Annotated in this window: 12 protein-coding genes and 1 pseudogene; 6 read left to right on the top strand and 7 right to left on the bottom strand. The window is 70.1% G+C overall.

From position 1 onward, the window contains the following. Positions 1–733, bottom strand: a pseudogene (locus tag AB0O34_RS24380) (hypothetical protein); the annotation flags it as partial. Positions 734–1,007: 274 nt separating this feature from the next. Here AB0O34_RS24380 and AB0O34_RS24375 point away from each other — a divergent pair. From AB0O34_RS24375 to AB0O34_RS24355, 5 genes are all read left to right on the top strand, one after another. Beyond that, complete coding sequence (locus AB0O34_RS24375) at positions 1,008–2,051, top strand: LacI family DNA-binding transcriptional regulator (RefSeq protein ID WP_363918959.1); 1,044 nt, start codon at positions 1,008–1,010, stop codon at positions 2,049–2,051. 290 nt (positions 2,052–2,341) lie between these two features. Next, positions 2,342–3,721 (top strand): extracellular solute-binding protein, encoded by a 1,380-nt coding sequence (locus AB0O34_RS24370; protein WP_363918957.1) that lies wholly within the window; start codon positions 2,342–2,344, stop codon positions 3,719–3,721. Between the two features lie 70 nt (positions 3,722–3,791). Next, the gene (locus tag AB0O34_RS24365) at positions 3,792–4,706 is read left to right on the top strand and encodes a sugar ABC transporter permease (RefSeq protein WP_363918955.1); all 915 of its coding nucleotides are present in this window, start codon (positions 3,792–3,794) and stop codon (positions 4,704–4,706) included. Between the two features lie 13 nt (positions 4,707–4,719). Continuing rightward, positions 4,720–5,724: a carbohydrate ABC transporter permease gene (locus AB0O34_RS24360; RefSeq protein ID WP_363918953.1), complete on the top strand. Its 1,005-nt coding sequence runs from the start codon at positions 4,720–4,722 to the stop codon at positions 5,722–5,724. 194 nt (positions 5,725–5,918) lie between these two features. Continuing rightward, positions 5,919–7,469 carry a glycoside hydrolase family 13 protein gene (locus tag AB0O34_RS24355; protein WP_363918951.1) on the top strand — a complete coding sequence of 517 codons (1,551 nt, stop codon included), beginning with the start codon at positions 5,919–5,921 and terminating at the stop codon, positions 7,467–7,469. Positions 7,470–7,574: 105 nt separating this feature from the next. Here the strand turns inward: AB0O34_RS24355 and AB0O34_RS24350 are convergent, their stop codons facing one another. The 5 genes from AB0O34_RS24350 to AB0O34_RS24330 all read right to left on the bottom strand — a co-directional run bounded on the left by AB0O34_RS24350 (position 7,575) and on the right by AB0O34_RS24330 (position 12,892). After that, positions 7,575–8,297 carry a tyrosine-protein phosphatase gene (locus AB0O34_RS24350; RefSeq protein WP_363918949.1) on the bottom strand — a complete coding sequence of 241 codons (723 nt, stop codon included), beginning with the start codon at positions 8,295–8,297 and terminating at the stop codon, positions 7,575–7,577. Between the two features lie 366 nt (positions 8,298–8,663). Next, positions 8,664–9,515, bottom strand: a complete 852-nt coding sequence (gene mshB, locus AB0O34_RS24345; RefSeq protein ID WP_363918947.1) for an N-acetyl-1-D-myo-inositol-2-amino-2-deoxy-alpha-D-glucopyranoside deacetylase — start codon at positions 9,513–9,515, stop codon at positions 8,664–8,666. 182 nt (positions 9,516–9,697) lie between these two features. Continuing rightward, entirely contained in the window at positions 9,698–10,726 is a 1,029-nt protein-coding gene (locus AB0O34_RS24340) for a LacI family DNA-binding transcriptional regulator (RefSeq protein ID WP_363918945.1), read from the bottom strand. Positions 10,727–11,070: 344 nt separating this feature from the next. After that, positions 11,071–11,898, bottom strand: coding sequence for a patatin-like phospholipase family protein (locus AB0O34_RS24335; protein ID WP_363918943.1), 828 nt, complete (start codon positions 11,896–11,898; stop codon positions 11,071–11,073). A 28-nt stretch (positions 11,899–11,926) separates the two neighbouring features. Next, positions 11,927–12,892 (bottom strand): pyridoxal-phosphate dependent enzyme, encoded by a 966-nt coding sequence (locus tag AB0O34_RS24330; protein ID WP_363918941.1) that lies wholly within the window; start codon positions 12,890–12,892, stop codon positions 11,927–11,929. Positions 12,893–12,969: 77 nt separating this feature from the next. Between AB0O34_RS24330 and galK the strand changes: the two genes are divergently transcribed. Further along, positions 12,970–14,106, top strand: coding sequence for a galactokinase (gene galK / locus AB0O34_RS24325; RefSeq protein ID WP_363918939.1), 1,137 nt, complete (start codon positions 12,970–12,972; stop codon positions 14,104–14,106). Positions 14,107–14,109: 3 nt separating this feature from the next. Here the strand turns inward: galK and AB0O34_RS24320 are convergent, their stop codons facing one another. Continuing rightward, the gene (locus AB0O34_RS24320) at positions 14,110–15,645 is read right to left on the bottom strand and encodes an FAD/NAD(P)-binding protein (RefSeq protein ID WP_363918937.1); all 1,536 of its coding nucleotides are present in this window, start codon (positions 15,643–15,645) and stop codon (positions 14,110–14,112) included. Positions 15,646–15,715: the final 70 nt, after the last annotated feature.

Raw genomic sequence — 15,715 nt, 5'->3', positions numbered from 1 at the left:
CCTTGCCCGCGTCCACGGCCGCCTGGAACGCCGCGGTGGAGTCGGTGGTGCCGTTACGGACGGCGCCGAAGTCGTCGACCGACAGCGACCCCGCCGGGCGGGCGATCGGGCCGGGGACGACCTCGAAGTCGGCCAGGTCCACGGTGATCGGGATGCCGCCGTTGGACTGGACGCGGACCTTCGTGCCCGCCGCGAGCGTGGACCCGAACATGGTCCGCGTCTCGTCGTAGAAGTGGTGCGGGTTCCCTGCGCCCGGGTTGTTGCCGAAGGGGTAGCCGCCGTAGTACCAGCCGTACCGGGAGGTGAGGGCGAGGTCCTTCAGGTGCGTGCCGTTGACGCGCAGGTCGGCGGTGGTGTTCTGCCCGGTTCCTGCCGCGTTGTCCGGCACGCTGTAGCGGACCGACATCGCGTTGGCGGGCTTGGTGAGGGTGAACTCCACGTACTGACCGGCCCCGCCGAGCGTCACGGCCCTGCGGCCCGACGCCTCGGACGGGAGGTGCGTGTAGACGCGGTCCGGGCCGATGACCTGCCCGTTCGTGGTGGCGTGCGCCGTGTCCTCGGCTTCGAACTCGGTGAACGGCACGCTGGCCCCACGGCCGGCGAAGTCCCAGGGTGAGTCGACCGCGGTGGCGGCCACCGCACCCGACGACATGAGCGGGACGGAGACCGCTCCCGCTGCCATTGCCACGACCGTGGCGATCGTCCAGGCGTGTAGCCTGCCGGTCTTCTTCATCAACTGGACCCTTCTGCGAAAAGCGAAGAGCCGGACGCTTCGCGGTCAGGGACGCGCGGACCGTCGCTTGCCCGGCGGAACTGCCCACACCATAAGATGACAGACAGATAACCGCAATGTTTCGACGGAACTCTGCAAGGTAACGACTGGATCACGGTATTTTCTGTACCCTAGGGCGATACAACGCTTCCACGAGGGTCCACCACGGGCTACCACAACATCTCAGCCACCCCAGCGCAAGCTGTTTGCAGCTGTTTGACGTATATTTGCGACCGTGACAAGCGATACTGCGGCCCCGCGCTCGACGACACGTCGGCTGGCGGAGGTCGCTAAGAAGGTCGGGGTCAGTGAGGCCACGGTGAGCCGTGTACTCAACGGCAAGCCGGGGGTCTCCGACGCGACCCGGGCGGCCGTGCTGACGGCCCTCGACGTGCTCGGCTACGAGCGTCCAACACAGCTTCGAGGGGAGCGTGCCCGGCTGGTCGGGCTGGTCCTTCCCGAGCTGGGCAACCCGATCTTCCCCGCGCTCGCCGAGGTGGTCGGCGGCGCGCTCGCGCAGCGCGGGTTCACACCCGTGCTCTGCACACGTACCGCGGGCGGCCTCTCGGAGTCCGACTACGTGGAGATGCTGCTGGAACAGCAGGTCTCCGGCATGGTCTTCGCCGGCGGGCACTACATGGAGACCGACGCACCCCACGAGCACTACTTCAGGCTGCTCGACCTCCGGCTGCCCGCGGTGCTGGTCAACGCCGCGATCAGCGAGCTGAGCTTCCCCTGCCTGGCCACCGACGACGTCGTGGCGGTGGAGCAGGCCTTCGGCCACCTGACCTCGCTCGGGCACACGCGCATCGGCATGGTGCTCGGCCCCGACGACCACGTCCCCTCGCAGCGCAAGCTGGAGGCCTTCGAGGCCGAGGCGCGCAGGGCGGGGCTGGATTCGGGTCCCGACTCGGTCGAGCGCAGCCTGTTCTCCCTGGAGGGAGGCCAGGCCGTGGCGACCCGCCTGGTCAAGAACGGGATCACCGGCATCATCTGCGCCAGCGACGTGCTGGCGCTCGGCGTCCTGAGGGCGGTGCGCCGGCTCGGCATGTCGGTGCCCGAGGACATCTCGGTGGTCGGGTTCGACGACTCCGCGTTCATGAACTGTACGAACCCGCCGCTGACCACCGTGCGCCAGCCCATAGAGGCGATCGGCAGGACGGCGGTGACGCTGCTGGTCAACCAGATCGACGGCGGCTCTGTCACCGCCGAGGAGCTGCTGTTCGAGCCCGAGTTGGTCGTCCGCGGCTCGACCGGACCTGTCAAGGCGCGCGACTAGCTCGCGTCGAGCACCACATGAGCGGGTCCGAGGAATTCACCGCTCAGCGTCAGGCCTCCGCGCCGGTGGGCGGTGTTTCGCCTGCCCAGGTGGAGATGTGCCACGTCACCTCGCTTCCGTGACGTCAAGGTCACATCGCCGTACCGATCGGCGCACTGTCACTTTTTTGCATCATGCACGACGGACTCTTGCTGACATATGTCTGTCTCTATATGTTGCTCCCAACCGGTTCGCGAAGCTGTACCAGTCTTGAGCCTCGTAGTCGGGGGCAGTCCAGGAGGGAAACATCCATGAAACCCCGCAACCTCGCGATCCTGCTTAGCGCAGGCATCGCTCTTGCCGCTGCCGGATGCGGCAGCGACGCCGGCAGCACCCCTGAGGGCGCCTCGTCGTCCGGCGCCTCAGCTCCCGCTGCCAACGCCCCCGTGACCATCACGGTCGGCTGCAAGCCCCCGAAGAACAACCCGAAGGAAGCGGCCCAGTGGGACGCGGACGTCGCGGCGTTCCAGAAGCTGCACCCGAACGTCACGGTCGAGGGCAAGGACGCATTCCCCTGCATCGTTCCCGAGACGTTCCAGGCCAAGCTGGCCGGCGGGGAGATGGAGGACGTCTTCTACGTCTACTACACCGACGTCCAGAAGATCATCGCCCAGGGGCAGGCGGCGGACATCACGCCGTACCTCGACAGCGTCCCCGCTCTGAAGGACATCCGTCCCGACGTCATGAGCGTCTTCAAGAGCGGTGACAAGACCTACGGCCTTCCGAGGGTCAACTACTCGACGGGGCTCGTGTACAACCGCAAGCTGTTCACCCAGGCCGGCCTGGACCCCGACGCCCCGCCGAAGACCTGGGCCGACGTGCAGGCCGCGGCCAAGAAGATCGCCGCGCTCGGCCCCGGCTACGTCGGGTACGGCGAGTACAGCGCCGGCAACACCGGCGGCTGGCACTTCACCTCCTCTCTGTACGGTCGCGGCGGCGAGATGGTCAGCGCCGACGGCAAGACCGCGGCCTTCAACAGCCCCCAGGGCAAGGCCGTCCTTGAGAACCTCAAGACGATGCGCTGGACCGACAACAGCATGGGCACCAAGCAGCTGCTGCGCTGGGAAGACCTGATGCGGATGATGGGCAGCGGCAAGCTCGGCATGATGATCGGCGCTCCGGACGTGGTCAAGGAGGTGAACAACACCTTCAAGGGCAAGTTCGAGGACTACGGCGTGACGGGGATGCCGGAGGCCACCAGCTCCCTCAGCGGCGGCGACGGCTACATGTTCAACCCGAAGGCCACCCCGGACCAGATCAAGGCCGGGCTGCAGTGGCTGGAGTACAAGTTCCTGACCCCCGGTCAGGGCCAGTTCAACTTCGAGCGGGCCAAGGCCGACGGCCTGCCGGTCGGACTGCCGGACATCGACCTGTTCGGCAACACCGAGCCGGGCAAGAAGATCCAGGACCTGCGCAAGCAGTTCGCGACGATCCCCGTGGACCACTTCCAGCCGTACGTCGACGCCAACGCCAATGTCCAGTTCAAGCTGGAGCCCCCGAAGGCGCAGGAGATCTACGCGATCCTCGACACGGCCATGTCGGCGGTGCTGACCAGGAAGGACGCCAACGTCGACCAGCTCCTCTCCGACGCGGAGAAGAAGGCCAACAACGTGCTGGCGAAGTCCAGCTGACCTTTGAGCCCGGGGTGCCGGCCGGCAGGCCGGCACCCCGCCGGTCACGTCGAGATCAGGAGTTCAACCGATGACCACAATGACCGCGAGGGGACGGCGGCGCACCCCGGGGGCGGTGCGGCGCGGCCTGCGCCGCAATCTCACGGCGTACGGCTTCCTCTGCGGGGCGCTGATCTGCTTCGCGTTCTTCTCCTGGTACCCGATGGTGCGGGAGTTCCTGCTCAGCTTCCAGAAGACCAACTTCGTCGGGCCGCCCGAATGGATCGGCCTGGACAACTTCCAGACGGTGACCGAGGACTCCGCGTTCGGCCCGGCCTGGCTCAACACCGCCGAGTTCACCGGCCTCGCGCTCGTCGTCGGATACGCGGTGCCGTTCGTCGCCGCCATCGTCCTCAACGAGCTGCGGCACGCCAAGGCCTACCTCAGGTTCGTCGTCTACCTGCCCGTGATGCTGCCGCCGGCCGTCGCGGTCCTGCTGTTCAAGTGGTTCTACGACCCGGGACCCGGGCTGTTCAACCAGATCCTCAGCATGGTGCACCTGCCCCCGCTTGCCTGGCTGGACTCCACGAGCACCGCCCTCATCTCGCTCGTCATCGTCTCGACCTGGATGAACCTCGGCACAGGCACGCTGATCTACCTGGCGGCGCTGCAGAGCATCCCGAGCGAGCTGTACGAGGCCGCCGAGCTGGACGGCGCCGGGCTGTTCAAGCGGGTGTGGCACGTCACCATCCCGCAGACCAAGCTGATCCTGCTGGTGATGCTGCTGCTCCAGATCGTCGCCACCATGCAGGTGTTCATCGAGCCCTACCTGCTCACCGGCGGCGGCCCGGAGAACGCGACGGTCACCGTCGCCTACCTCATGTACCAGTACGCCTTCAGCTTCGGCAACTTCGGCGGCGGCGGCGCGCTGGGGCTCATGCTCATGCTCGTGCTGATGGTGTTCTCCGCTGTCTACCTGCGTGTCTCGCGGGACAACCAGATCTAGGAGGTGGACGTCGATGTCGCACAGCACAGTTGAGTCGTCGAGCAGTGGCGTCCAGTCGAACCGTCCCGTTCGCCTCGTGACCCCCCCGGCGTCCGGCCACGGGAAGGCGCGCCGTTCCCGCACGCCGAAGAAGAAGATGGAGCGCCAGTTCCGCGGCCTGGTCTCGCCGCACACGCTGAACACCCCGCGCGGGCGCATCGTCTACTGGATCGTTCTCGTGGCGGTGGTCGTGAGCTTCACCGCGATCTTCGTCTTCCCGCTGTACTGGATGGTCACCGGGGCGCTGAAGTCCTCTGACGAGCTCGCCCAGATACCGCCGTCGTTCTTCCCCACATCGATCGACTGGAGCGTGTACAAGGAGGCCTGGGACCAGCTCGACCTCGGCCTGTTCCTCCGCAACACGGTCATCTACGCGGCCGGCGCGTGGCTGTTCACCCTCGGGATCGACGTCACGGCGGCCTACGCCCTGTCGAAGCTGCGGCCGGTGCTCGGCAAGGCGATCCTCGGGTTGATGCTGGCCACGCTGATGATCCCGCCGATGGTGATTTTGCTGCCGGCCTACCTGACGGTCAAGGACCTTCCGATCCTCGGCTGGAACCTGCTGAACACGCCCTGGGCGATCTGGCTGCCCGCCGCCGCCAACGGGTTCTACATCTTCCTGCTCAAGCGGTTCTTCGACTCGATCCCCAAGGAACTGCTGGAGGCCGCCGAGATCGACGGCGCCACCCCCTTGAGGATCCTGTGGTCGATCGTGCTCCCGGTGTCCCGGCCGATCATCGGCGTGGTCTCCATCCTGTCGGTCGTGACCGTCTGGAAGGACTTCGTCTGGCCGCTGCTCGTGCTGCCCGACAGCGACAAGATGTCGATCAGCGTGGGCATCTCCTCGCTCTCGGCACAGATGCCGCAGAACGTCCTCATGGCGGCGCTGGTCATCGCGAGCATCCCGGCGATCGTGGTCTTCTTCGTCTTCCAGCGGAGCATCATGGCGGGTCTCACCGCCGGAAGCCTCAAGGGATGAGCGGGCGCGCCGTACGCCGGAGCCACGCCGGCCTCCGGCAGACGGCGCGAGCCCTCACCCTAGCCACGCCGGCCCTCCAGGAACACGACGCACCGGCCGTGCACCATGCCGCTCGCGCCGTACACGCAGCGACCCGGGCCGTCCATCGAAACGGCGCGAGCCGCACACCGAATCTGTAAGGGAGAGACTCCAGCATGTCCGAAACGTGGTGGCGGGGAGCCGCGATCTACCAGGTCTACCTGCGAAGCTTCGCCGACGGCAACGGCGACGGCATCGGCGACCTGGCTGGACTGCGGTCCCGCTTGCCCTACCTCTCCGATCTCGGTGTCGACGCGATCTGGCTCAATCCCTGGTACCCCTCCCCGATGGCGGACGGCGGCTACGACGTCGCCGACTACCGCGACATCGAGCCGTCCTTCGGCACGCTGGCCGAGGCGGAGAAGTTCATCAAGGAGTCGCACGCGCTGGGCATCAAGACGATCATCGACATCGTCCCCAACCACGGCTCCGACCAGCAGGAGTGGTTCGTCCAGGCGCTTGCCGCCGGACCCGGTTCCCCGGAGCGGGAACGGTTCTGGTTCGCCGACGGCCGTGGCGACCTGCCGCCGAACGACTGGCAGTCCATCTTCGGCGGCCCGGCCTGGACCCAGGTGGCCGACGGGCAGTGGTACCTGCACCTGTTCGCCCCCGAGCAGCCCGACTTCAACTGGACCAACCCGGTGGTCGTCGAGGAGTTCCACGACGTCCTGCGGTTCTGGTTCGACCGCGGCGTGGACGGCATCCGCATCGACTCCGCCGCCGTGCTCATCAAGGACTTCGACAGCGTCGAGGAGTCCTACACCGACCACGACGCCGTGCACGAGATCTACCGTGGCTGGCGGCAGATCGCCGACGAGTACGGCGAGCGCATCCTCATCGGCGAGGTCTGGCTGCCCGACCAGGAGCGTTTCGCGCTCTACCTGCGTCCCGACGAGATGCACACCGCGTTCAACTTCGACTTCATGGCCCGCCCGTGGGACGCCGCCGAGCTGCGCGCGTCGATCGACATGACGCTGGCCACGCACGTGCCGATCAGCGCCCCGCCGACCTGGGTGCTGTCCAACCACGACGTCCCGCGCCCGGTGACCAAGTACGGCAGGGAGGTGACGTCATTCGACCATGGCGAGCGCAGGGACGGCGCCCCGTCGGACCTGGTGCTCGGCGAGCGCAGGGCCCGTGCCGCGGCGCTGCTGGCGATGTCCCTGCCCGGCAGCGTCTACGTCTACCAGGGCGAGGAGCTCGGCCTGCCCGAGGTCGACGACATCCCGGACGAGCTGCGCCAGGACCCCATATGGACCCGGTCGAAGCAGACCGTCCCCGGCCGGGACGGCTGCCGGGTGCCGCTGCCGTGGTCGGGCCAGGAGCCCCCGTTCGGCTACAGCACCGGGGAGTCGTGGCTGCCCCAGCCCGCCTCCTGGAAGAGCCTGACGGCCGAGGCCCAGGCGGCGGACTCGAACTCCATGCTCTGCCTCTACCGGACCGCGCTGCGGATCCGGCGGGCCGAGCTCGGTGACGGCTCGCTGCGCTGGCTGGACTCCGAGGAGGGCGTGCTGGCGTTCACCCGGGAGTCCGGGCTCACCTGCGTGGTCAACCTCAACTCCCACCCGGTGGCGCTGCCGCCCCACGAGAGCGTGCTGCTCGCGAGCGGCCCGCTGGACGGGGACGTGCTCCCCTCCGACACGGCCGTCTGGCTCCGCACCGGCTAGTCCGTTCTCGAGGTCTGCTCCGGGTGACGACCCGTACGGCTTGCGCCCGCGGCGCAAGCCGTACTCCGCGGAGTCCGCCTGACGTCCGACGATCCGGGCGGAGGCTCAGGCCGGCGGGCCGAGGAGGCGGGCGCGGAGGGTTTCGAGGTCGTCCTCGCGGAGGCCGCCGTCGAGGAGGTGGGCCTCCACATCGAGCTCGGCCAGGGTCGACAGGATGATCTCGCGGGCCGAGGTGTTCGCCTTCTGGAGCCGGCGCCTGATCATCGGCGCCTCGTCCTCCTCGCCGAGCTTGACGTACAGGGGCCCGAGGCGCTCGGTGGTCAGCTCGTAGTCGGAGGCGATGTCGGCGGGCGCGACGCCCGCGAGGGCGAGCACCAGCAGGGCCACGATGCCCGTGCGGTCGCGGCCGGCGACGCAGTGGAACAGGACGCCGCCGGGCGGCGCCTGGGCGACGGCCGCCACGGCGGCGGCGCACCGGCCGGGCTTGTGTTCGAGGAAGGTGCGGTAGTAGAGCGGGGTGCCGTAGAGGTGCCGCCGCCGCTCCCAGAACTCGGTGTCGCCGTCGTCGTCCAGCGGGGCGCGGAGCACCGTGATCCAGGGCGGGCGGTAGCCATTCCAGGCCTTCACCTCGCTGTCGTTGCGCAGGTCGACCAGCGTGCGGATGCCGTACGCGCGCAGCGCCGACCATCCGGCGGCGGTCAGGCGGTCGGGCGTGTCCGATCGGACGACGGCGCCCATGCGGGTCCCGCGACCGTCCCCGGTGGCCAGGCCGCCGAGGTCCCTGGCGTTGTAGCAGCCGTCCCATTCGAGATGGCGGTCGTGGATCATCCGGCCACCCGGTCGTGGCCGAGCACGGGCATGTCGCCCGGGTAGCCGTAGGCCGCCCAGACCATGAGATCCTCGATGTGCCTCAGCATGCTCAGCAGCCTCGCCCCAGTGGGTCTGGTCGCTCCATTGCGGGCTGAGCACGGCCCCCTCGCTGCGGTGGAGAACCGTCAGCATGTACTCGGCGCCCGGCAGCCGCGGCGGGGCGAACGTGACGTCCCCGTCATCATAGGACGGGCCCGTCCGAGCCGACCAAGCGGTGCTGAACTCTCGCAGGCCCCGGCAGGGCCGCGCTCCAGCCCGGACGCCCCCGCGTCTCGAAGCCCCACGGGCCGGCCCGGACGCTCCGGGGTCTCGCGCCCCCGTGTGCTAGCCGAACAGGCCGGTCTCGCGGCCGTCGTCGTCCACGGGGCCCGGCTCCCCGGCCAGCCTGGTGTAGTACTCCACGGGCAGCACGGGCTGGCCCACGTTGTTGGACAGGGCGAAGAACGCCCCGTCCACGCTTATCTGCGTGCGGTGCGCGCGCAGGGCGGCGGTCTTGGCATCCAGGTGCCCGGTCGCGTCGACGTACGTGGTGACCTGGTCGTCGGGAACGCCGAACCCGAAGTCCTCCACGGACTTCAGCCGCTCGAAGGGCCCGGTGTCGACGGCCTTCTCCAGCACCGAGAGCGGCATCGCGGTGGCGTAGAACCGCGACGGCGACCACGGCTCACCGTCGCCGAAGGACGGGTCGGCGGCCTTCTCGAACGCCCGCCAGGCCACGCGGTGCGCCTGGATGTGGTCGGGGTGGCCGTAGTAGCCGTTGTCGTCGTACGTCACGAGCACCTGGGGTCGTACCTCGCGGACGATGCCGACCAGCTCCGCCGCCGCCAGGTCGAGGTCGGACTGCCAGAAGCAGGCCGGATCGTCGTTGGTGGCCGCCCCCATCATGCCGGAGTCGCGCCAGCGTCCCGCCCCGCCGAGGAACCGGTGATCGTCCACACCGAGCGCCGCGCAGGCGCGCGCCAGCTCGCCCACGCGGTGATCCCCGAGCCGGTCCTCCCTGTCGGCGCCGAGGTGCCGCAGCTCGGCGGGGATCACGTCGCCCTCCTCGCCCAGCGTGCACGTGACCAGGCAGACGTGCGCGCCCTCTGCGGCGTACCTGGCCATCGTGGCCCCGGTGCCGATCGACTCGTCATCGGGGTGAGCGTGGACGAAAAGAATTCGACGATCGGGCGACATGGCCGACCTGCCTTTCCTTCAAGAGTCCCGAACTGAAGGCTCCCTGCCGGAACCCCCGGGCCGGGGATCTCCCCGCCGGGGTCCGGAGCCGGGATCGAGCCGAGAGGCCGCCTGCCAGGTTCCGCGGTGTTGGTTTGGGGATCCATCTTCCCGAGTTCTCCGGCGTGCCCGAAACCGGGGCCCTACTCCGCGAGCACGGCGGAACGGATCTTGGCGGGCGCGGTGGAGCCACGCACGACCAGCTCGGGCTCGAAGAGCAGCTCCTCCGCGGTGACCGACGCGCCCTCTATCTGGCTGACCAGCAACGTCACGGCGGTCCTGCCCATGGCCTCGATGGGCTGGCGCACCGTGGTCAGCGGCGGATTGGTGCAGTTCATGAAGGCGGAGTCGTCGAACCCGACCACGGACGCGTCTTCGGGCACCGACATCCCGAGCCGGCGCACGGCGCGGATGGCCCCGAGCGCGAGCGGGTCGCTCCCGCAGATCAGGCCCGTGACGCCCTTCTTCAGCAGCTTCGTGGCGACGGCCTGTCCCCCTTCGGGGGAGAACAGCGTGCGTTCGACCGACTCGGGGCCCACCTCGACGCCGGCCGCGCGCGCCGCCGCGATGAAGGCCGCGTGCTTGCGCCGCGAGGGGATGTGGTCCTCGGGCCCGAGGACCAGCCCGATGCGATCATGGCCGAGCGAGGTCAGGTGGCCGAACGCCTGCTCGACCGCCACGGCGTCGTCGGTGGAGACCTGGGGGAAGCCGAGGCTCTCGGTGGCGGCGTTGACCAGCACCACGGGCAGCCGGAGCTCCAGCAGCCGGAAGTAGTGCTCGTGCGGCGCGTCCGCCTCGGCGTAGTGCCCGCCGGCGAACACCACCCCGGAGACCTGCTGCTCCAGCAGCATCTCCACGTAGTCGGCCTCGGACAGGCCGCCCGCGGTGCGGGTGCAGAGCACGGGCGTGAACCCCTGCTGGGCGAGCGCGCCGCCGACCACCTCCGCGAGCGCCGGAAATATCGGATTTCCCAGCTCGGGGAGCACCAGGCCCACCAATCGGGCCCGCTCACCCCGCAGCTGGGTCGGGCGCTCGTAGCCGAGCACGTCGAGAGCCGTCAGCACGGCCGCGCGAGTCGCCTCCGCCACGCCGGGCTTGCCGTTGAGCACCCGGCTGACGGTCGCCTCGCTGACGCCGACCTTCTTCGCCACTTCCGCAAGTCGCCGTGTCACGGCGCAATCATAGGTCGGAAATCTGCAAGCCGCTTACATTCCGACGGCTTCGCGTGAAACCGGTCTACATCAGGATCGGTCCAACCGTACCGGGGCCCGCTGCCCGCTCTCTGGCACCGACGGCCCGCGCCGACGGCCGTACGCGGCACGCACTCCCGTCCGCATACACCGAGCTGGCCGGATGCCGCCGGCCAGCCCCATCACTTCGGGCGGCGTCCGGATGTGACATGGGCTTGCACCGCCTTACAGCCGGTTGCGACTGTGGCCCTGCGGACCTGTCAGCCAGGAGGTCAACCTCATGGCAATCGATTTGCGTCCTCACGCACAATGCGCCGCAAAACCGGTCAGTTCCAGAAAGTGATCAGGCGTTCCGCGATGGCCCGGCCCTGGGCGTAGCCAGCCTCGGCGGAGGGGGTGCGCACGGCCGGGTCCAGCGGGTCGGCGCCCATGGCGGCGAGCGAGGCCTTGTCGGGGATGATCACTTCGACCTCCCCGCCGGCGCCGAGGGACTCCACCTGGCCCGCCAGCTGGGGGTCTTCGAGGGGAGCGAGGACCAGGACGCGGTCGTACCCCGCCGCCAGGTCGGCGTTGACCCCGGACCGGACCCCGCCGTCCATGTATCGGCCGGCGCCGATGGTCACCGGAGGCCAGACCCCCGGCACGGCACAGCTCGCCGCCACCGCGTCGACGAGGTCGACCCCGGAGGCCCGGTCGAACACGCGGTGCTCGCCCGTGGCGGTGTCCACGGCCACGAGGGCGATGTCGGCCTCGGGCCACTCGTGGCGGGGAAGCCGGTTGGCGATCACCTCTCGCCGCACGGGCTCGGGAACGGTGCGTGCCGCGAGGGCCAGCTCGCCGACTTCCCTGCGCACCTGGGCGAGATCCCGTGTCCGCTCGTAGAGGGCTTCGAAGGAGGACACCAGCTCCTCGATCGAGATGCCGCTCGGCAGCTCCTTGTTCTGCAGGCCCGGGTCGGCCTGGCGGCGGTAGAGCTCGTCCAGCGGCATGTCGCTGGTCAGCTGCGCGGCGACGGTCGCGCCCGCGGACGTACCGACGATCTTGTCGGCCGTACGGCAGTGGATGCCGCCCTCCGCCAGCCCGGCGAGGACTCCCGTCTCCCAGGCGATGCCCGCAACGCCGCCGCCACCAAGCACCAAAGCACGCTTTGTCATGACAGATCCCCTGCCTCGTTCCGGAAGATCATGCTAGCCCTCCAGAGCCCTGGCCTGGGCCCGGACCGCCGGTCACGACCGCGACGAGCCGGGCGCCCGGCGGGAAAGCTCCCCTGGATACCAGGTCGAATATCCCGTACATCATCTTGGCCACGTAGATCCGGTCGAGCGTCTCGCCATGCCGTACCGCGAAGTCCTCGATGAAGACGGCGAGCTCCTTGGTCATCTTGGCGTAACCGCCGAAGTGGAAGCCGCATTCGAGGCTCCAGCCCTGCGACGGCGTCCCGAAGGCCTCGCGTTGCAGCCGCTCGACCTCGCCTGCCAGGTAATCGCCGCCCTTCAGCACGGGGAAGCCCACGGCCCGGCAGCCCGGTGGGAGCGCGGACGCGATGCCCGCGAGGGTGCAGCCCGTGCCGCACGCACAGCAGATCACGTCGAACGCCGGCCCGCCGCCCGCGCGACCCGGAGCGACGGCCTGGAGCTGGGCTTCGATCTCCGCGGGCAGCTCCGCGCAGCCCCGGACCGCGTACGCGTTGCCACCGCCCTCGGGCAGCAGGTAGAAGTCACCCCACTCGGCGCGCAGCCGGTCGATCACCTCCGGGGAGTCCTTGGCCCGGTAGGTGGAGCGGTCGAGGTAGGTGAGCCGCATCCCGCGCGACGCGGCGTACGCCAGCGACGGGTTGAGCGGGAGGTGCTCCTCGCCGCGGATCACGCCGATCGTCGCGAGCCCGAAGTGGTGCCCGGCCGCGGCGGTGGCCCGGATGTGATTGGAGTGGGCGCCGCCGAAGGTCAGCAACGTGCCCTTCCCCTGCCGCGCGGCCTCGGCGAGGTTGTGCTTGAGCTTGCGCCACTTGTTCCCCGGCAGCTCGGGATGGATCAGGTCATCGCGTTTCAGGAACAGGCGGACCTCGCCCAGCCGGTCGTCGCGCAGCTCCTCCAGAGGGCTGGGGAGCCGCAGCGCGAGTCCCGAGGGCAGCGTCTCGCCGTTGTCCACAGGGCCAGCTTGGCATGCGTACAGGCGACGGGCGGTCGGTAGGCTACGACGGACCCCGAACACGAGGAGCCGCCGTGATGCGCGCCGTCGATGCTTTCCGTGCGGCGTTCGGCCACGACCCCGAGGGCGCCTGGCACGCGCCCGGGCGGGTCAACCTGATCGGGGAGCACACCGACTACAACGACGGTTTCGTGCTGCCCTTCGCGGTGCCATGGGGGGTCACGGCCGCGGTGGGCCGGCGTGACGACGACACGATCACGCTGCTCTCCCTCCAGGCCGCCGGCGCGGACGGGAAGACGACCCCTCAGGTGATCAAGGAGTACGAGCGGGCCGAGGGGTGGGCCCGTTACGTCGTGGGCGTCTTCTGGGCGCTCCGGCAGGCGGGGCACGCCGTGCGCGGCGCCGACCTGGTGATCGACGGCGACGTGCCGCCGGGCGCGGGGCTGTCCTCCAGCGCCGCGCTGGAGGTCGCGGTCGCCATGGCACTCAACGACCTGTACGACCTGGGCCTGAGCAGGCTCGACCTCGCCCTGCTCTCGCAGAAGGCCGAGAACGACTTCGTCGGCATGCCCTGCGGCATCATGGACCAGGCCGCCTCCGCGCTCAGCCAGGAGGGCCACGCCCTCTTCATGGACTGCCGGAGCCTCGCCACCCGGGCGGTGCCGCTCGACCTCGCCGCCGAGGGGCTCCAGATCCTGATCATCGACACCGGTGTCCACCACGAGCTCGCCGACGGGCAGTACGCCCGCCGCCGGCGCGACTGCGAGAGCGCGGCCAAGCGCCTCGGGGTGGAGGCGCTGCGCGACGTCACCGACCTCGCCGCGGCCCTGTCCACGCTCGACGGCGACGAGCGCAAGCGCGTCCAGCACGTCGTCACCGAGAACCACCGGGTGCAGGCGCTGATCGGGCTGCTGCGCGCGGGTGCCGTCCGCGAGATCGGCGCCCTGCTGAACGCCTCCCATCTCTCGCTGCGCGATCAGTACGAGGTGTCCTGCCCCGAGCTCGACGTGGCGGTCGAGGCGGCCGTCCGGGGCGGGGCGCGGGGCGCCCGCATGACCGGGGGCGGCTTCGGCGGCTCGGCGATCGCCCTGGTAGCCGCCGACCGGGTCCAGAGGGTGCGCGAGGAGATCGTCAGGGCGTACGGGCAGCGGGGCTGGGCGGCCCCGCGCTTCCTTCCCGCCGCCCCCGCCGCCGGAGCCCGCCGCCTCGACTAACGCTCAGGCGACTTTGGCGATGGCCGGGGTGAGGGTTTCGGCGAGGAGCGTGCGTGCCAGGGAGTCGGCGTGGCGGATCACGGCCGCGTCGAGCCCCCGGCGCAGGGTCGTACCCTCGCCTCCGGTGGTCCAGGGGCCGAAGGCGAACCTCCGGGGGTGCGCCGCCCCGGCGTGGTCGACGATGCGCCGGTCGGGCAGCCGCACCTTCAGCAGCCCCGACTCCTCGACGCACTCTCCCAGCGTGTGCAGCCGTTGGACCAGCGGGTCACGGGTGCGGCTGACGCTGGGGCCGGGCCGCCTCGCCTCGATGAAGGCCTGGGCGGTCAGGGATCCCGGCACGGTGGTGCCGGTCGCCCGCCAAGTGCCGTTCTCGTGGGGCTCGACCCGGGTGTCGGTGCCCAGGAAGGTGACGATCCCCGCCCTGCCCAGCGCCCTCAGCTCGGCGAGCCGCGCGGCGGGCAGCCCGCCGGCGGCGTGGTCGGCGAACCGCTGGAACCACGGGTCTTCCGCCGCCCGCTCGGCGAGCACCCCGAGCACGCCGCGCAGCCCGTAGATCATGGCGAGGTCGGCGCTGTGCGCGGGGTCGGCCCTGCGGGAGAGGCCGGCGGCGAGGTAGCCGTGCATCCACCTCTGCAGGCCGGGCAGGTCGCCGAAGCGCATGCCGGCGAGCGGGCGGTCGAGCCGGGTGAGGTTGAGCCGGTCCTCGAAGCGGGGCACCGCCTTGCGGATCAGTGCGCGCATCGCCTTGCCGCCCCACTCCTCCGGGGCGTAGGCGTCCGCGAAGTCGGCCCAGCGCATCCGGGCCCGCTCCGGGTGGGCGGTAAGGATCTCGTGGTAGTACGCGAAGGCCAGATCCTTGGCGACCAGCGGCCACGCCTCCCGCCGGAAGTCATGCGGCCGGTCGGCGAGTGCCGTGACGAACCTCGGAGCCGGCGGGTGGTCGCCTCTCAGCGGGTATTCGATCAGCGCCGGAGCGGGCACGCCACGCCGGGAGCCGACGTGGATCAGCGGCTCCCTGCCGCCTGCGATGTAGGTCGGCTCGCCGTCCCGGTCGCACCTGAACCGGCCTCCACGGCCCGTGGTCAGCTGTGCCAGCACCTCGGAGAAGACCTTGCCGAGGCCGCGCACCAGCACGGGCTGCCCGCCGGGCACGTGGTCGAGCGGGAGGCTGCCCGCGTAGCCGGTGGGCCGGTAGTACAGGCTGTGCCGCCGGGCGAAGCCGAGCAGTTCCAGCTCGCCCGGCGTCGCGAGCACGTCCAGGTGGTGCTGGGCGAGGACCACGGCGTCGGTGTCGAGGCGGGTGCCGTCGTCCAGCAGCACCCAGCGGCCCGCCAGGTCCACCGCCCTCGCACGATGGACCTGGACGCGCACCCCCGGCGGCCTCGTCTCCGGGCCGGAGGCGCGGCCGGCCGGGGAAGGATCGACCACATGGATGTCGAGCGGACGCCACCCGGCCATCTTGGAGGCGTTGGCGCAGATGCGCTCGACCAGGCACGTGGCGCCTGGCCCAGCGCCGACGACGCAGACGGATCCGGTCACGCTCGCCCCCTCAGATTTACCTATTTAGAAGGTAGGAAATACAGAGATTTATGTCAAGACATGGTAACGC

This window comes from Sphaerisporangium sp. NPDC088356 (assembly GCF_040685555.1).
GTDB lineage: Bacteria > Actinomycetota > Actinomycetes > Streptosporangiales > Streptosporangiaceae > Sphaerisporangium.
This window is presented reverse-complemented; position numbering and strand designations above follow the sequence as displayed.